The sequence below is a fragment of the Hymenobacter sediminicola genome, from assembly GCF_014250515.1.
Classification (GTDB): Bacteria; Bacteroidota; Bacteroidia; order Cytophagales; family Hymenobacteraceae; genus Hymenobacter; species Hymenobacter sediminicola.
Genome location: NZ_CP060202.1, coordinates 2,196,164 through 2,213,733 on the forward strand (window position 1 = coordinate 2,196,164; position 17,570 = coordinate 2,213,733).

The window sequence follows — 17,570 nt, forward strand, 5'->3', positions numbered from 1 at the left end:
TTAAATATGTTATATTATTGACTAATTGAGACATTGCATAGTCAAGATCAAAAGAAAAGAGGCCCGCACATGTGCGAGCCTCTTTTCTTTTGCTTCGGTTGTCTGTCTGGCGTCTAATACTGGCCTACGGATAGCATGACCAGCGTGCAGGCTTCTTCTGTCCGGATGCCACGCTCCTGGGCCATCCGCTCCAGTTCCGGGTTTTCGGTGCCGGGGTTGAAGATGATGCGCTTGGGCTTGAGGTCCAGAATGTAGTCGTACCAAGCCGGCTGGTTCTGGGGGCCTACGTAGAGCGTTACCGTATCTACATCATTGGCGGCGGGCCGGTCGAGGCGGATATCGAGGCCGCCAACCTGGCCTTTGCGGATACCGACCGGCACTACCTCGTGGCCGTGGCGCTGCAGCCGGTGTACTGCCTGGTAGGAATAGCGAGACGGGTTGTCGCTCGCGCCGAGAACTAAGGTCTTTTTCATGAGAGTTGCAGTAAGAGCATCGTCCTGAAGGCAGCTAAGCGAGTTTGCTGCGCTGCCGGCCGACGCGGTTCGTCGCCTTTTAACGGTTATTTTGCCGCAATGGCTGCCAGCGCCGCCTCTGCGCACCGCTCACCGTCCATGGCCGCCGATACAATGCCACCGGCGTAGCCCGCGCCCTCGCCGCACGGAAACAGGCCGCGCACCTCGGGGTGCTGCAGCGTGTCCCGGTCGCGCGGAATGCGCACGGGGGAGGAGGTACGGCTTTCCACACCCACAATCTGGGCGGCATTGGTGGCGTAGCCCGGTATCTTCTGCCCGAAATTGCGGAAGCCCTGGCGCAGCCGCTCAGCCAGGTTGTTGCCCAGTACCTCATCCATGGCCACGGGCACCAAACCGGGCTGGTAGCTGGTTTCCAGCAGCTCCGCCGACACGCTGCCTTTCAGGAAGTCGCCGAGGCGCTGGGCAGGGGCCAACTGAGTATTGCCGGCCAGGCGGCAGGCGCGCTGCTCTATTTGCTGCTGCAGCCGCAGACCCGCCAGGGCCCCGTACTGGCGCAGGTCCATGTCTTCGAGCTCAATGGCGGCCACGATGCCCGAGTTGGCAAAGCGGGAGTCGCGGCGGCTGGGGCTCATGCCGTTCACCACTACCTCGCCGGGCGCCGTAGCCGAGGGCACGATAAAGCCGCCGGGACACATGCAGAACGAAAACACGCCCCGCTGCCGGCCCTGCACCTGCGTCTGGTGTACTAGCGAGTAGGAGGCGGCCGGCAAATCACCCCGCTCACTGAGGCGGTACTGGGCGCGGTCAATCAACTCCTGCTGGTGCTCGACGCGCACGCCCAGCGCAAACGGCTTGGCCTCAATGAGCACGCCGCGGCGGTGCAGCAACTCGTAGATGTCGCGGGCCGAGTGGCCGGTGGCCAGAATCACGGCATCGGCTTCCAGGGCCTCGCCGCTGGCCGTCACGACGCCGCGCAGGTGGTTGTTTTCCAGAATCAGGTCGTCGACGCGGGTTTCGAAGCGCACTTCGCCGCCGGCCTGACGGATACTTTCGCGCAGCGCGGCCACCACGTAGGGCAGCTTGTTGGTGCCGATGTGCGGGTGCGCATCCACCAGAATATCGGGGGTGGCGCCGTGCTGCACCAACAGGCGCAGAATGCGGCCGACGTCGCCGCGCTTGGTGGCGCGGGTGTAGAGCTTGCCATCGGAATAGGTGCCCGCGCCGCCTTCGCCGAAGCAGTAGTTGGAGTCGGGGTTGACGAGGTGCTCCTTATTAAGCGCGGCCAGGTCGCGGCGGCGGGTGCGCACGTCTTTGCCGCGCTCCAGCACAATCGGCTTCAGGCCCAGTTCAATGCAGCGTAGCGCAGCAAAAAGCCCCGCTGAGCCGGCCCCGACGATAATAACCGAGCGGCGCGCCCGGCTGACATCCGGATACTGAAACCACGGGCCGAACAGGTCGGCGGGCGGGGGCGTCTGGTAAATGTCGGCACGCAGGCGAACCAGCGGCTGGCGGCCGCGCGCATCAATGGAGCGTTTGCGCAGGTGCACGAAGTCGGCTTGGCCGGGCTGCAGGCCGGCTGCTTCCAGCAGAGCCTGGTAGCGGGCAAACTCGTCGTAGGCTACGGCCGGGGGCAGCAGCACTTCAATCTCGCGAAGTAAATCAGACATAAAACAGGTGAAAGGTGGCTATCCTTTGGACCACAACATGAGCCGCTCCGGCAGGAGCAGAAATCGGAAAAAGCCCAAATTTACGCAGAAAGACGCAGGTGGCGCCAAGTGCCGACCGCAAACTTACCGGGCAGCAGCAGGGAAGGTATCCGGCAGTGGAAGTCAGACACACATCGGTCTGGTTAACGGTCCGAAGTGGCAAGGATCTGCTCTACCGTGCCACTGGCATCCTGCAGCGCCGGCATAGCCGCCAGCGGAACTAGATAGTTGGGGCCACCGCGCTGGTAGGCGTCCCAGAGCAGCTGAGCCCGGCGCTGCACTTCTGCCTCGCGGGAGTCGGGACGGGGCGGGTGTTTCTCAAACCGCCGCAACAGCTGGTAGCAAAGCGTGATTTCGGCGCTGGCTACAATAGCCGGTAGGCGCCACTTTTCCTGCTGCCACCAGAGGGTAGTACCCATCTTTCGCGCGCTGTCGATGGTGGGAAATACGGCGGCCAGCTGCTGTCTGACCCGAGGCTTTTTCGGAACCTCCTTCTTTTGCTTCTTGCTTATCCTGTCCGTCTGAAGCTCGAAGTCGTTGGCAATGGCGCCGATGATGCTGCTCACAATCTGATAAGCCGGCTTGTTCCCGCCGGGCTGCCGATACAGCTGCTCGTAGTTCTGGCTGCGTACCCGGCGCATAAATACCGAGGTCAGGAGCTTGAGGGTGCTGCCGAGCCGCAGGGCCAGCAGCTGCCTGAGCTGCGGCACGGATAAGCGGGCCAGCCGCGGCAATACCCAGTCCGGGAGGTTCGGGCTCTGGCTGTGCAGCATCCGGCGGAGCTTGCCAATTCCCCAGCCCGCTACCAGCAGCCCGAGGGCGCCCACCGTTCCCAGGCCCGCCAGCACGCCACTGAAAAACGGGGAAGTGCCAGCCTCATGTAGCTGCCAGGCACCTAGTCCCAACCCAGCCACCAGCACTACCAGCAGCAGCAGTATATGCCACAGCTTAGGGGCCCAGGCAGCGTGGGGTAGTGGCGGCGGTGGTTGGTAGATATTCTTATCAGCGCCCCCGACATCGGCCACCAGAAACAGCGTGGTTGGCTGCAGCAGTGCCGCCTGCCGGGCCGAGTGGCTGAGCTGCACCTGCTCTAAGTGGCGGCGGTTGCGCTCATTGGCTACCAGCAGGCTGTCGATTCCCTGGTTGTCATAAATTCCGCCATCAAGTAGCGCCACCCGGTCGGAAGTGCGCCGGCCGCCCTTGGTCAGCAGCTGAGCGGGTGGGTTGCCGGGAAAGAAGTCATCCGGCAGCACCAGCGGCTCAAACCCGCCGGGAAAACATGAGGAAGCAGCCACTACATCTCCGAGGCGCAGCTTGCGGGCGTGTTCGGCGGGAAGGCTCACGTTGCCGTTGTCGATGGCATAGGTTTCGCGGGTTTTGCCTTTAGGGGCTGGTAGATAGGCGCTATGCTGGAAGCGGAATGCCAGGCCCGAATACATTTCCGTGGCACCGAAGATGAGGCTTTGCAAATGGAAAGGAGCCTGCGCCGACGCGTCGGGCTCCCAGAACATGCCCAGTCGCGCTTCACCATATAGCTGCTGGCTGTAGGTCTCCGCAAAAGCCTGAATGAGCTTGTACTGGGGGCCACCAGCCCGCATGCCGGCTTCCCACCGGGCCAGTGCCTGAGGCAGTATAGCGTCCTGGTTCAGTATCTTGTAGAAGTCGTGGTAGATGTCGGGGAAGGTATGGCCGGACTTGCGGCGCATGGCATAATAGGCCCCTGTGATAGTGCCGCCGGAAGCGGTGGAGAGCATGTGCACCTGCTCCAGCAGCCCCAGCTGGTATAGGGCTTTCAGAGTGCCCAGGCTGTAGGCCGAAGCCCGAAAGCCGCCGCCGGACAGGCTCAGTGCAATACGGTCAAAAACAGAATCATTGGAACTGCCGGCCAGCGGCTGTGGCGAAATCATAGCGGGAGGTAAACAATAGCGGAACTGCCAAGCAATATTGGGGGAAGATATCTATTGTAAAAAAGTACGCCCCTTTCCTTACGGCTGAGCTTTGACGGGGCATAGTCGGCTTCTGGAGAACAGAAGTCGTGGTGCTGCCCTAGCATCAGCCTGCTACTGGTTCTACCTACGTATCCATTTCCCTCAAGTAGCCGACTACAAAAACAAGCCCGCTACAACCATTAGAGGCTGCAGCGGGCTTGTATAGGAGAACTAGGTTGGTTAATCCAAGGGGCGGGCCTGCCCGTCGTGGTTGGTCTTGCGGGGCCAGAACTTCTCCATCGACTGATTGAAGGAGGTAAGCACCTGGGCGCGTACTTCGCCAGAGCTGTGGCGCAGCAACTCGGCCAGCATGTGCCGGTACATTTCAGTGGTAGCCTCCAGTCCTTTGGCACTCACGAGGCCGTGGTGCAGCAGGTCGCAGTTTGCAGCAATGGAATTTGAGACTGACTCCGTCAGTTCTTCCCGGGCCTGGTCGGCCTCTTTAAATGATTGTTCCAAACGCGCGCTGATAAGGTTATTCTGCTGCTGATCCATATACTACAGAGAAGAAGACAGGTGACAGGTGGCCCCTGAACTGAAAACCAGTACTGTAAAGTTCAGCTCGGGTATACGAAAACCAGAGCGGAACGATACAGCCTGCCTAAACCACTGTTGTATTGGCTTTAGCCATTGAGGATGCCAAAAAATTATACAGGCATGATGCGCACGGGCCGTTTGTCTTGGTCGATGGCGACGAAGGTGAACAGGCCCGATACGGCTTTAATGCGCTCCTCGGAATACATCTGCTCCACAAACAGCTCCACGCGCACCTGCAGGCTGGTATTGCCCACGCGGACGACGTTGCCGATCAGCTCGACGAGCGTGCCGCCGGGAATGGGATGCGTGAAATCTACCTTGTCGGAGGACACCGTGACCATCTTGAGGCGGCTGAAGCGGGTAGCCGTGATGAAAGCCACCTCGTCCATCATGTGCAGGGTGGTGCCCCCGAACAGCGTGTCGTAGTGGTTGGTGGTATTGGGGAAAACGGCTTTGAAGATGCGCGTTTCGGCAGCGGCAATTTTGGCTTCGAGAGAAGGCATAGAATAGAGGGAAAAGAGGAAAAGAAACTCCCTTGCCCGAAATCCGGAACCTGCCTCCCCTGAAAAATGCCCACCGGCTACCGCACACGCGCCGGCCCCGACCTGCTCGTGCAAACCCGGCCCCAAGGGCGCGTCAGTACCCGACAAGACCCTTTTTCGCGAAGGCAGCCTCATCAATGCAGCGGAAAGCAGGTCTCCTGACTTGTCCCATTTTCACCGTCCTTCTCAGCGGGCTAGGGCCTGCCAATGGAATTGTATTTGGTGAAAACTGCGCGGGACTTACAGTAGCGCGTCTGTCCGGGATTCGCACCCGGTTCCCTTTTCATGCCGGTAGTACCCAGCAACCTTCCGCCGTCTGACTGGAAATCAAACAAAGAATACGGCCGCGAAGGTAACCCACTAAACCAAATGCGCCGGGCTCATGGCCGGTTCTGAAGCGGCCAGGTGTTACTTTGCCGCCATGCAGACGACTACTTCCGCGCCCGCCGGCCGCAGCATGGCATCCCGTATCCGTTCCATTTTCAGCGGCTCCGTCGGCAACCTGGTCGAGTGGTACGACTGGTACGTGTACTCGGCTTTCGCGCTGTATTTCGCGCCGTCGTTCTTTCCTGAAGGCAATCAGACCGCACAGTTGCTCAATTCGGCGGCCATTTTTGCGGTGGGGTTTCTGATGCGGCCGCTCGGTGGCTGGCTTATGGGCCTCTATGCCGACCGAGCCGGCCGTAAAGCAGCACTGCTGGCCTCGGTGCTGCTCATGTGCGGCGGCTCCCTGCTGATTGCCGTTACGCCCACCTACCGCCAGATTGGGGTGGCGGCGCCAGTGCTGCTGGTGCTGGCACGGCTGCTACAGGGCTTGAGCGTGGGCGGCGAATACGGCACCTCAGCCACCTACCTGAGCGAAATGGCCGACCAGCGCAACCGAGGCTTTTTCTCCAGCTTTCAGTACGTAACCCTGATTGCCGGTCAGCTGCTGGCGCTACTTGTGCAGATTGGGCTGCAGCAGCTCCTGACCCCAGCTGAATTGCAGGCGTGGGGCTGGCGCGTACCTTTCGCAATCGGGGCGGGCGCAGCCCTGGTGGCCCTGTACCTGCGCCGGACCATGGAAGAAACCGATGCCTTCACGCGCCAGACTGCTGCTGAAGCCACTATGCCGCAGTCGGCTCAGCCCAGCAAGCTCACCGTGCTGCTGCGCTACCCGCGGGAGGTACTCACGGTGGTAGGCCTCACGCTGGGCGGTACCGTGGTGTTCTACACCTTCACGACCTACACGCAGAAGTTTCTGGTGAACACTGCTGGCTTCAGCAAAGACCAGGCAACGCTCGTCTCGTTTGGGGCGTTGGGCGTGGCCATGCTGCTACAGCCGCTGCTGGGGGCACTGTCGGATAGGGTAGGGCGGCGGCCGGTGCTGCTGTTTTTCGGCATCGGGGCCACGATGGGCACCGTGCCCCTGATGACGTGGCTGGGGCAGGCCGGTAGCCCGGGCGTGGCATTTGGACTGCTGGTAGTAGCTCTGGTGATTGTGAGCGGATACACGTCCATCAATGCCGTGGTGAAAGCCGAGCTGTTTCCGACGGAAATACGAGCGTTAGGCGTAGGGTTGCCGTATGCGCTTACGGTAGCTATTTTCGGCGGCTCGGCCGAGTATGTGGCCCTGCTGGCCAAGAGCAAAGGCGTGGAAAGCTGGTTTTATTGGTACGTGACGGCCTGCGCGGCCATTTCGCTGGTAGTGTATCTGCGCATGGCCGACACGCGCGACACGTCCCGGATGAACAACGAGGAGCAGTAGGGTCAGCGCACAATAGCTGGAAGGGCGGTGTAGAGTTACTGTCCGGTTAGAGGTTGCGTATAAGGATCTGGCGCTAGTGTAGCGGAATCTGTATATTGGATGATTGCCAGATGGTTCTGCCGCGTGGCCGGGTGAGGTGGTAGAAAGCGGTGGAATGATTCCAGGCAGTCTGACTAGTGCGCGTACTCTTCTTTCTCCAACCTTTCTCTCCCCACTCATGAAAAAGCCCACGTATTACCGCCTGTTTTCTGCCTGTTGGCTGCTGATTCTGGTATTGCTGTCCGGCTCGGCTTTCGCCCAAGACCAGATGGCCGGCAAAAAGCCCGAGGATAAGTCGAAGCGGCCCAGCCCGCCGGCTACCGTATCGGCCACTATTAATGGCGTGCCCGTCACCATCGACTACAGCCGGCCGCATTCCAAGGGGCGGCAGGTATTCGGCAAGCTGGTGCCCTACAGTGAGGTGTGGCGTACGGGCGCCAATGAGGCTACCACGTTCAAAATAGAAAAAGCGGCCGTCATCAATGGCCAGACCCTGCCCGCTGGCATGTACTCTCTCTTCACCATTCCCGGCCCCGATGAGTGGACTGTCATCTTCAACCGGGAGTTCAAGCAGTGGGGCGCATACGAGTATAAATCAGGCGAAGACGCGCTGCGAATCAAAGTGAAGCCAACTAAGCTGGCACAGCCCGTGGAGCAGTTCACCATCACCGCCGATGCCAGCGGCCCGGTCCGGATGATGTGGGAAAATACGCAGGCGGAGTTTACGATCAGCGGGCCCGCCAAGTAGCGTTTGACTGTACTGAAAAGCAGACCGGCCGCCGTTCCTTGCCCAAAGAGGCAGGAGCGGCGGCCGGTTTTTTCTTGTCAGCACGAAGCTGTTGGAGCTGTACTACTAGTTGATTGCGGGTAAGCCAGATGCTAACCCGAGTTGGTAGTAGAACCTGGGTTGTTGGTCGGTGGCAGGCGATACACTGAAACCAGCAGCAACGTGGCAATGGGCCCGATGAAGAGAGGTATAACAAACCAGTTGACCCCGCTGCGCTGCTTACTCTGAGCAATAGCGGCGTTTATGAGTGCCAGACTGCCCCAGCCAACGCTGGTTTCTTTATCTGCGGCCATAGATGCTTCGCTCCAGAACAAAAAGATGAGGGGGGACGGGTACTACGCCCGCACGGCTTCTTCCAGGATGCTCTCTACCCAGCTTTTGCCCCAGTCTTCCAGTTCCTGCTCGGTCCAGATCTGGGGGTAGAAGATGCGACGCTGGAACTTGGGAGGCAGGTATTTCTTCCAGTTGGTGCCGCCGGTAGCGGCCAGTGAGGTGGGGTGCCGCTCCAAGTAGCGCACCGCCGACTTGAAGTGCATCAGCGGCCAGTTGACGTTCACGTTTACGTCCAGCTGCTTCATCTGGCGCAGCAGGCGCGGGTTTTCCCGCTCTTCTGCTGGCAGGCGCTGTATCACGCTCCACACGTTCCGCTCGTGGTATTCAGCAGCATGCGCGACTAGCTGCTGGGTATACTTTTCCTCGAACTGAACCAGGGTAAGCGCCTTTGCGCCAGTTTCTTCTACTGTGGCACCGGCCTTCCAATAGATGCAGCCCATTAGCTCGTCGTGGGCGGCGGCTTCGCCCAGTAGGCGGCGCTTTTCCTTGTCCAGCAGGTTGTCGATGTTGGTGCTGGCAATTTCAATCATGCGGTACTGCACGCTCTGAAAGCCGGAGGCCGGCATCAGGGACATGCGGAACTTCAGAAACTGCTGCTTGTCCATGCCATCTACCATCACATCGAACGAATCAATAAGATTCTCGAAGTAGCGGTTGATGCGGCCCAGGCGCAGTACCAGTTCCTGCACGGTAGGCTCCTGTATCTGCCCAATTTGCTCGTACTCGCAGAGGCAGAGCTTAAAGTACAGCTCCGTAATCTGGTGGTACATGATAAAGATTCGCTCGTCGGGAATCTTGGTGAGCGGGCGTTGCAGGCTTAGGAGGGTATCAAGGCCGATGTAGTCCCAATAGTTGACGTAATCAGCATAATAGAGGCCTTCAAGGTAAGCAGCCAAGTCCTGACTATCAGCGGAATACTTTTCCTGTAGTCGGCGGAGCTGCTCGAAGACGGCGGGCGAAAATTCGTCCTGTGGGGTGGGCATAAAGGGGTGGGGTGGGTGGAAAGGAGGGGTAATCCGGGTACAAGGAACGAAAAAGCGGCCGGAACTGCTAGCCGCAAACTACCCCATGGCAGGCCAGCCGCCACCAGGAATTGGCTGGGCACCAGGTATGCAGTTTCAAGCAGAAAAATTTCTGTTTGATAGGTACAATTTCGGACTAGCCACCAGCTCTCAGCCTGCCGGATAAGCGGCAGTTGCCAGCACACGGACTGCGCACACCCGCCACCTACAGGTAGACTTCAGTATGATGCTATTAATTAAATATATAGTTATAATTACGTGACTGTGGCAGAGGCCCTAACGTAGTGCTAGAACATACTCCTGTCTGGGGCTGGCGGCAGCAGAACACTGCTACAGCACTGTATGCCACGCTAGTTGCTTGCCTGCTCATGCCACCTGTTTTCCTGACAGGCCCTGCTGATGAAAGTTCTCGTTCTATTTCTATTGGTTTTTACAATTGAGGTAGCATCGGCCCAGATTCGTCCTGCAGCAGTTGCCAGCTTCCGGCAGATGCCTGCTGCCGGCATCGTACTCGACCAGGGCTGGCAGTTTCATGCAGGAGACAACCCGACCTGGGCTGAGGTAACTATCGATGAGCGGGGCTGGCAATCCATCAACCCGACCCTGAGTTTGCGCCACCTGCCCCAGATAGAGCAAGCCGGTACGGGCTGGCTCCGGCTGCGCTTCCGGCTGAGCCCGGAGCTGCGTCGGCAGGCACTACTGCTGCGCATATTCCAATACACTGCCTCGGAAATCTACTTCAACGGGCACCTGATCCGCCGCTACGGCACCCTAAGCCCTGATCCGCAGCAGGTGCATCCGTATTGGCCTGATGGGGAGCCAATTGAACTGCTGCTCCGCGACCAGGAGGAGCAGGTGCTGGCCGTGCGTTTTGCCCACTGGCCGCATTTTGCCCTGTTCAGCGACTTTTTTGTGCCCGGATTTTTGCAGGCTCGGCTAGAAGGAGTTGAGCAGGTGGTGAAAAGCAACCAGCAGGAATCTGTCTATAAAACGGCCGATATGCTGCTGATGGGTTCGTTTCTGCTGCTGAGCATGCTCCATTTGGGCTTCTATATATACAATTCGGCGCAACGGGCTAACTTTTTTTTTACGCTGTACACGCTGGCTGGTGCCATTAGCTTTTTCTGCACGGGTTTCCTCGACGAAATCCAGCGGCTTGAGCTACGCCTGGGAGTTGATATCCTCTCCTATATATGCCTCCAAACGGGCAGCGTGCTGGCTGTACGAGCCTTATACAGCCTATTTCGGGTGCGGTTGGGCTGGATTTACTGGAGTCTGTGGGCCGCCAACTTCCTGAGCCTGGTGCTGCTGATTTTTGGCAGCCAAGCCAGTTGGTATCCTACCGTAGGGTTTATGCTGCTGGTTACGGCCGAGCAGCTGCGCCTTACGCTTGGCGCGTTGCGCCAGACCCGGCAGGCCGCCGGCATAATTGCCGCCGGTTTTGCCATTTCCCTGGTACTGCTGCTGGTATTCGGGTTTATTGCCCGCTACTACGGGCCGCTGCTGATGGTGGAAGTGCTGTCCATTCCGCTGCACACGATTCTTACTTTTCCCGCTTTCTTGAGTCCGGTGCTGGCTATTTCGCTGTATCTGGCCCGGCAGTTTGCGTTGGCCAGCCGCCTGCTGGAAATAAAACTCAACCAGGTACGGATGCTTTCCCGGCAGATGCTGGCTCATCAACAGGAAAAACAGGTTATGCTGGCTCAGCAGAACGAAACGCTGGAGCGGCAGGTGCAACTGCGCACCGCCGCTTTGCAACGCACCCTGAACAACCTGCAGGCCACCCAGGATCAGCTAATTCAGAGCGAGAAAATGGCGAGCTTGGGTGAGCTGACGGCCGGCATTGCCCACGAAATTCAGAACCCGCTCAACTTCGTCAATAACTTCGCCGATGTAGCGGTTGAGCTGCTGGCCGAGTTGAACACCGAAACGCTGGCCGCGTTGCCTGAGCCGGCGCAGGAGCCCGCCCACGAACTGGTAAACGAGCTGACGCAGGTACTGCAGAAGATTCATCAGCACGGCGAGCGGGCCGACTCCATCGTGAAGGGCATGCTGGAACATTCGCGCCTGAGTTCCGGCGAGCGGCAGCCCACAGACCTGAACGCCCTAGCCGACGAGTTTTTGCGGCTGAGCTACCACGGTCTGCGCGCCAAATACAAAGATTTCAACGCCCAGCTCACTACGGATTTCGATACCAAGCTGGGGCTGGTTGAAGTAGCGCCGCAGGATATAGGGCGGGTGCTGCTAAACCTGTTCAACAACGCTTTTTATGCCATCCAGCAACGCCAAGCACAGGCCGGCGACAACTACAAGCCTGAAGTGACAGTGCGCACCAGAAGAAGCGCTGGCTTCGTTCAGATTACAGTACGGGATAATGGTACCGGAATTCCGGCCGCTATTCTGGACAAGATCTACCAGCCCTTCTTTACTACCAAGCCTACCGGTGAGGGCACCGGTCTGGGACTCTCACTTAGCTATGATATCGTCACGAAGCAGCACAAAGGCACGCTTACCGTCGAAACTAGGGAAGACCACTTTACCGCCTTTACCGTGAGCCTGCCGACGGGTGAGCCGGTTAACGGCCAGATGGCTTATCAGATATAAACACGTGGCTGCTGCCTGGCAATCGTGTCGGCGCGTGCAATGGCAGGACCTTCTATACGCAGGCACCAGACAAGTAAATTTCCTTTACTTTCGCCGCTACAGGCAACGCTGCCTGAACTATCAGTATCTCCCGGAGGGAGGCTTCTATTGCAAGCTCGTTAGTGCCTAGTCTGCGGTCAGCGTCGGGGTTCCCTGCGCTTTCTGTGGGGCACTGCTACCGGCTAGCAATTTGTAGAAGCTACCCACGCGGTTTGTTGGGTGATAGTCGTCGAATCCGATACCTTTACTGCCTCTTATGGCCGAGAAAAGCAGCATATTCGACATGATTGGGCCTGTGATGATTGGGCCTAGCTCGTCGCACACAGCCGGAGTGGTGCGTATTGCCCGGGCGGCCATTCGTATTCTGGGCAGCCTGCCCACGCATGCCACCGTCACGTTCTACAACTCCTTTGCCCGCACCTACGAAGGCCACGGCTCCGACCGCGCCATTGTGGCCGGGCTGCTGGGGATGAATACCGACGATGTGCGTATCCGGGAGGCTTTCGACCATGCGAAGGAAGCCGGGCTGCAGTATACGTTTCAGGGAGTTGGCAATGCCTCTACCATGCATCCGAACACCATTCGGGTGCAGCTGCGCGATGAGCGCACGGCCCATACAGTGGAAGTAGTAGGCCAGAGCCGGGGCGGCGGCGTTATCCGGATTGTCGAAGTCGACGGGTTTCCGTCCGACTTTTCGGGCAGCCTGCACACGCTCATTCTGGATGCGGATGATGCTAAAGGCTCCATTGCTTTTATTGCCTCAGTCATTGCGCACGACGACTGCAACATTGCCACTATGCTGGTTTCCAGAAAAGGAAAAAATGATGTGGCGCGGCAGTTCATCGAAATAGATTCCGGCATCAAGGATATTACCCTGGCCTACCTGCGCCAGCTAAGCTGGGTGCACCGTGTTACCTACATTCCGACCATTGATTAAAGGATTTGAGGCAATTATTCGCCATCCTGAATATATTTCCTGAAAAATCAGACGCTGCTGTCTGTCGTTCTGCTTCTGGCTTTGCCGCCTTACACTCTCTATGAAAGCAACCGCTACGCCACTGCCACGGACTCTGGCTCTGGCCGGAACTACCGCCTTGCTTCTGGCTATTGCTGGGCCTGCCCTGGCCCAGACCACGCCGCCCGCTCAGCCCCCGGCAGGCGCGTTGGCGCAGCCAGCAGCCACAGGGGCCTCTTTCACGCTACAATCCGCCGTGAACTATGCGCTGGAGCACAATCTGACTGTGCGCCAAAGCCAGCTGAATGCTGAGCTCAGCGACGTCACGCAGCGGGCGGGGCGGGGAGCCTTGCTGCCCACCGCCAACCTCAACGCCAGCCAGACCTGGAACTATGGTACTGGTCTGGACCCACTCACCAACGACTTCGTAAGCCAGACCATTCGCTCCAATAACTTCTCGGCCAGTACGCAGATTACCCTTTTTTCCGGGTTTCAGCTGCGCAATGCCGTCAAGCGTAATGCCCTCGATTATCAGGCGGCACTGGTGGATATTGAGCAGGCCCGCAACGACTTGTCGCTGAACGTGGCCTCGGTGTATCTGCAGCTGGTGCTGTCTGAGGAGCTGATTCGGGCCAACCAAACGCGCGTCAACAGCAGCCAGCAGCAGATTGACCGCACCCAGAAGTTGCTGAAAGCGGGTGCCGTGGCGGAGAGCAACCTGCTCGACAGCCGGGCCCAGCTGGCATCCGATGAGCTGAATGTGGTAACGGCGCAGAACCAGCGGGATATTGCGCGTTTGCAGCTTATTCAGCTACTCAACCTGGATGCCGCCGGTGCGGCTAATTTTCAGATTGAATTGCCGCAGCTGCCTGACCCGGACGACGAAGCTGCCTACAATGCCGAACCGTCCGCCATTTTCGAAACGGCGCAGGGCCTGATGCCGGAAATCAAGGCCGCCGACCTGCGCGTACGTTCTAGCCAGCTGGGTATTGATGTTGCGCGGGGAGCGTATCTGCCCCGCCTCACGTTTGGAGCCGGTGTGTTTACCGGTTTCTCGTCGTCGCGGCTGGCACGGGTCTTCAACGGCGACTCCACGGCCGTGGTGCCCATTCCGGTGGTGCAATACGTAGGCGGGCAGCCTATCCCCACCACGTTTGCCGTGCTGCAGCCCAAGCAGGCTATTCCGGAGCTGCTGCCCGCCAAATTCTCCGACCAGATTAAGGACAACCTGGGCCGGCAGCTGCAGTTCAACCTCAATATTCCTATTCTGAACGGTTTCCAGGCCCGCACCAATGTGCAGCGGGCCCAGGTGACGGCCCGGCAAGCCGAGCTGCGGGCCGAGCAGACCCGTCTCACGCTGCGCCAGAACATCCAGCAAGCTGCCGCCGATGCCTTGGCCGCGCAACGCCGGTTCACCTCGTCGAAGCGGCAGGTAGAAGCTCTGACCACGGCTTACCGCAACGCCGAAATCCGTTTTAACAACGGCCTGCTCAACGGTACGGAGTTCAACATTGCCAAAAACAACCTTGCCGCCGCCGAGTCTACCATGATTCAGGCCAAATACGAGTTCATCTTCCGCAGTAAAGTTCTCGACTTCTACCAGGGCCGTCCGCTGGCCCTGTAGCCTCATGAGTGAACAGGCAGCGGAGCAAACCGTCCGCTTCCGGCTGCCAGGTCCTCATCTACCCATCTACTCATTCACGAATCGGAATAAATGAAAAACAACCGCTTACTCTACATATTGCTGGCCGTCATTATCTTGCTGATAGGGGGCTACGTGGTGGGCAAGAAACAGGGGTGGTGGGGCAAGCCCACCGGCACAGAAGTAACGGCTGCCAAAGCCGCCACCGTCAACATCGTGGAGAAGGTGAGTGCCTCGGGCAAAGTGCAGCCCGAAACAGAGGTGAAAATTTCTCCCGACGTGTCGGGCGAGATTATTGAACTGTATGTGCAGGAAGGTGATTCGGTGAAGAAAGGACAGCTGCTGCTGCGTATCCGCCCCGACAACTACCAGGCCTTGGTTAACCAGCAGAGCGCTGTAGTGAATACCCAGCGCGCCAACGTAGGCCAGACCCAGGCGCGCCTGCAGCAGCTGGTTGCGAATGCCAAGCAAACAGAGCTGACCTATCGCCGCAATGCCTCGCTCTACAAGCAGAAGGTGATTTCGCAGGCCGACTTTGAAGCCGCAAAGGCTGCCTACGACGCCTCGCAAGAAGAGCTGAACAGCGCACGCGCCAGCATCCGGGCGGCGCAAAGCAACGTGGCCAGTGCGCAGGCTTCGCTGGAAGATGCTCGCAAAAACCTCAACAAAACCACTATTTACGCGCCCGTAAGCGGCACCGTAAGCAAGCTGAACGTGGAGAAAGGCGAGCGGGTGCTGGGTACTTCCCAGATGGCCGGCACCGAAATCATGCGGATTGCCAACCTCAATTCGATGGAGGTACGTGTGAACGTCAACGAAAACGACATCATCAATGTGCACCTCGGTGACTCGGTGGAGGTGGAAGTTGACTCGTATGCCAGCAAGGACGAGAAGTTCCGCGGCCTCGTGACCAGCATTGCCAACACGGCCAAGGATGCTCTTACGGCAGAAGCCGTAACCGAATTTGAAGTGCGTATCCGGCTGCTGCCCGACTCTTACCGCCACCTGTTGCGCACGGTAAGTGGCCGCACAGTGGTGCCTTTCCGGCCCGGCATGACGGCTTCCGTTGATATCATCACCGACCGTAAAACTGGTGTGCTGAGCGTGCCGCTTTCCGCCGTAACTACCCGCTCCGACAGCGCCATGGCCGCCAGCGGTGCTACTGCCAGCACCGGTCCCCGCGTGCGGGTGGGTGGAGTAGGCGGCAAAGGGCGAAGCGGCGCAGAAGCTGAAACGACTCCAAAAACCAGCGACGTACAGGAAGTAGTTTTTGTCATTCGCAATGGAAAGGCTGTTATTACGCCGGTTAAAACAGGCATCAGCGACTTTCAGAACATCGAAATCCTGAGTGGTCTGCAGGCCGGCGACCAGGTAGTAAGTGGCCCGTTCCGGGCTGTAGCCAAAACGCTGAAAGCGAATGAGGCAGTAGTAATAAAAGATGCCAAGAGCCTCAACAAGGAAGCGCTGAAAGAAGGGCCCGAGGAAAACAAGTAGGCTAGTCCAGACTTCGCAGAAAGCCAGCTAGGTGGTTTCTGCGCGGCTGACATACGAGAGGTGACCGTTGCGCTCCAACAGTCACCTCTCGTTTTTTTTAGCTAAACTGCCCGTTAAAGGCTGAAAATGCCGTTTCGGCGTGTGCTCTGCTGCCGGGTTTCCAGCGTTTTCGCTTCTTCCGCACCCTCATCTACTCATTCCCACCTTGGAAAAAATAGCTATGCTGGGCGGTGGCTCCTGGGCCACGGCACTCACCAAGATTCTATCCGAAAACGGCGCACGTGTTGGCTGGTGGCTGCGCTCTAAAGACGATGTGCAGCACCTGCGCACCACGCGCCACAATCCCCGGTACCTGTCGTCGGTGGCTCATGACCTGACCCGTGTGTTTCCTTCCACCGACCTGGAGGAAGTTGTAAAGGATGCCGACTGGCTGGTGCTGGGCGTGCCAGCGGCCTTCGTGCAGAGCGTGCTCGATAAGCTGGACCGGGATGCGCTGAAAAACAAACGGGTTATCTCGGCCATTAAAGGCATGATTCCGGGCAAAAACGTGCTGGTGACTGACTACGTAGCCGACCGGTTCCGGCTGCCACCTTCGCGGCTGGGCGTAGTAGCCGGGCCCTGCCACGCCGAGGAAGTGGCGCTGGAAAAACAGAGCTACCTCACCATCGGCTCGCCGGATCCTACGCTGGCCGAAGACTTCTGCCGACTGCTGCGCAACCGCTACGTGAAGGCTAACCCCGCCGCCGACCTCGACGGCATCGAGTATTTCGCCGTCATGAAGAACATTATTGCCCTGACCAGCGGCATTGCGCATGGCCTCGGCTACGGCGACAATTTTCAGGCGGTGCTGGTGAGCAATGCGGTGCAGGAAATGCGCCGTTTCGTGCATGCCCTCAACCCCCAGCCCCGCGACCTTTCGGGTTCCGCCTACCTCGGCGACCTACTCGTAACGGCGTATTCGCAGTTCTCGCGCAACCGCACCTTCGGCAGCATGGTAGGCCGCGGCTACAGCGTGAAGTCAGCGCAGCTGGAAATGAACATGATTGCCGAGGGCTACTACGCCGTCAAGAGCATCTACGAAATGAACAAGCGCCTGCAGGTGCCCATGCCGATTACGTCAGCAGCCTACCATATTTTGTATGAGAAGATTGCGCCGGCCGTGGAAATTGAGCTGCTGAAGGAGAAATTCAGATAGAAGCCTTTTACATTCAACCGCTTCGGGCGGACGCATTCCTGAAAACTGACACTATGGGCACCTGGGACTACTACAATTTCGACAACGACTCGGCCGCAGACTTCGCCGAGGAATTTCTGGAAAACCCCAATGAAGCCGTGCTCTACGAGGCGCTGGCCACGGCGGCAGAGGAAGAAGGCCATCTGGAAGCAGGTGCCGCCAGTGAGGCGCTGGCCGCGGCCGAAATTGTAGCGGCTATTCTGGGCCGGCCGGCATCGGATATTCCGCCGGGTCTGCTGCCCGCTGTGGCTCACCTCGACGCCGGTGACAGCGAAGATCTGCGCGAACTGGCCGAAGCCGCCGTGATGGTAGTGTTGGAAAAATCAGAATTGCAGGAGGAATGGGCCGGCCGCAGCGACTACGCCAACTGGCAGAGCCTGCAGCAGAACCTGCTGGCGCGCCTAAAAGAAGACGACGAATAGCGCCGA

At 58.8% G+C, this 17,570-nt stretch carries 15 protein-coding genes and 1 riboswitch; of the genes, 8 read left to right on the forward strand and 7 right to left on the reverse strand.

Annotated features, from left to right (window positions below; all coding sequences use genetic code 11):
* Positions 1 to 113: 113 nt before the first annotated feature.
* The 5 genes from H4317_RS09275 to H4317_RS09295 all read right to left on the reverse strand — a co-directional run bounded on the left by H4317_RS09275 (position 114) and on the right by H4317_RS09295 (position 5,207).
* Complete coding sequence (locus H4317_RS09275) at positions 114 to 473, reverse strand: CoA-binding protein (protein WP_073289162.1); 360 nt, start codon at positions 471 to 473, stop codon at positions 114 to 116.
* An 86-nt stretch (positions 474 to 559) separates the two neighbouring features.
* The gene (locus tag H4317_RS09280) at positions 560 to 2,140 is read right to left on the reverse strand and encodes an NAD(P)/FAD-dependent oxidoreductase (protein WP_185889837.1); all 1,581 of its coding nucleotides are present in this window, start codon (positions 2,138 to 2,140) and stop codon (positions 560 to 562) included.
* Positions 2,141 to 2,322: 182 nt separating this feature from the next.
* A complete protein-coding gene (locus H4317_RS09285) occupies positions 2,323 to 4,086 on the reverse strand; it encodes a patatin-like phospholipase family protein (protein WP_185889838.1) in 1,764 nt (587 codons plus the stop codon).
* Between the two features lie 261 nt (positions 4,087 to 4,347).
* Positions 4,348 to 4,626 (reverse strand): hypothetical protein, encoded by a 279-nt coding sequence (locus H4317_RS09290; RefSeq protein WP_185889839.1) that lies wholly within the window; start codon positions 4,624 to 4,626, stop codon positions 4,348 to 4,350.
* Between the two features lie 188 nt (positions 4,627 to 4,814).
* On the reverse strand, positions 4,815 to 5,207 hold the full coding sequence (locus H4317_RS09295) for an acyl-CoA thioesterase (protein WP_185889840.1): 393 nt from the start codon (positions 5,205 to 5,207) through the stop codon (positions 4,815 to 4,817).
* 170 nt (positions 5,208 to 5,377) lie between these two features.
* A riboswitch (cobalamin riboswitch) is annotated at positions 5,378 to 5,571 on the reverse strand.
* A 96-nt stretch (positions 5,572 to 5,667) separates the two neighbouring features.
* On the opposite strand from H4317_RS09295, the gene H4317_RS09300 reads away from it, so the two are divergent.
* Together H4317_RS09300 and H4317_RS09305 are read left to right on the forward strand one after the other, a co-directional pair.
* Positions 5,668 to 6,993: an MFS transporter gene (locus tag H4317_RS09300; RefSeq protein ID WP_185889841.1), complete on the forward strand. Its 1,326-nt coding sequence runs from the start codon at positions 5,668 to 5,670 to the stop codon at positions 6,991 to 6,993.
* 217 nt (positions 6,994 to 7,210) lie between these two features.
* Positions 7,211 to 7,780, forward strand: coding sequence for a DUF2911 domain-containing protein (locus H4317_RS09305; protein WP_185889842.1), 570 nt, complete (start codon positions 7,211 to 7,213; stop codon positions 7,778 to 7,780).
* Positions 7,781 to 7,911: 131 nt separating this feature from the next.
* Here the strand turns inward: H4317_RS09305 and H4317_RS09310 are convergent, their stop codons facing one another.
* Positions 7,912 to 8,112 carry a hypothetical protein gene (locus H4317_RS09310; RefSeq protein WP_185889843.1) on the reverse strand — a complete coding sequence of 67 codons (201 nt, stop codon included), beginning with the start codon at positions 8,110 to 8,112 and terminating at the stop codon, positions 7,912 to 7,914.
* A 42-nt stretch (positions 8,113 to 8,154) separates the two neighbouring features.
* Positions 8,155 to 9,135, reverse strand: coding sequence for a tryptophan 2,3-dioxygenase family protein (locus tag H4317_RS09315; RefSeq protein ID WP_185889844.1), 981 nt, complete (start codon positions 9,133 to 9,135; stop codon positions 8,155 to 8,157).
* A gap of 438 nt (positions 9,136 to 9,573) precedes the next feature.
* Between H4317_RS09315 and H4317_RS09320 the strand changes: the two genes are divergently transcribed.
* From H4317_RS09320 to H4317_RS09345, 6 genes are all read left to right on the forward strand, one after another.
* Positions 9,574 to 11,778: a sensor histidine kinase gene (locus H4317_RS09320; RefSeq protein ID WP_260625873.1), complete on the forward strand. Its 2,205-nt coding sequence runs from the start codon at positions 9,574 to 9,576 to the stop codon at positions 11,776 to 11,778.
* A 295-nt stretch (positions 11,779 to 12,073) separates the two neighbouring features.
* Positions 12,074 to 12,754: an L-serine ammonia-lyase, iron-sulfur-dependent subunit beta gene (gene sdaAB / locus H4317_RS09325; protein WP_185889845.1), complete on the forward strand. Its 681-nt coding sequence runs from the start codon at positions 12,074 to 12,076 to the stop codon at positions 12,752 to 12,754.
* 100 nt (positions 12,755 to 12,854) lie between these two features.
* Positions 12,855 to 14,396: a TolC family protein gene (locus tag H4317_RS09330; RefSeq protein ID WP_185889846.1), complete on the forward strand. Its 1,542-nt coding sequence runs from the start codon at positions 12,855 to 12,857 to the stop codon at positions 14,394 to 14,396.
* Positions 14,397 to 14,486: 90 nt separating this feature from the next.
* A complete protein-coding gene (locus H4317_RS09335; protein ID WP_185889847.1) occupies positions 14,487 to 15,908 on the forward strand; it encodes an efflux RND transporter periplasmic adaptor subunit in 1,422 nt (473 codons plus the stop codon).
* Positions 15,909 to 16,113: 205 nt separating this feature from the next.
* Entirely contained in the window at positions 16,114 to 17,103 is a 990-nt protein-coding gene (locus H4317_RS09340) for an NAD(P)H-dependent glycerol-3-phosphate dehydrogenase (RefSeq protein ID WP_260625874.1), read from the forward strand.
* A gap of 53 nt (positions 17,104 to 17,156) precedes the next feature.
* Positions 17,157 to 17,564 (forward strand): DUF4259 domain-containing protein, encoded by a 408-nt coding sequence (locus tag H4317_RS09345; protein WP_185889848.1) that lies wholly within the window; start codon positions 17,157 to 17,159, stop codon positions 17,562 to 17,564.
* Positions 17,565 to 17,570: the final 6 nt, after the last annotated feature.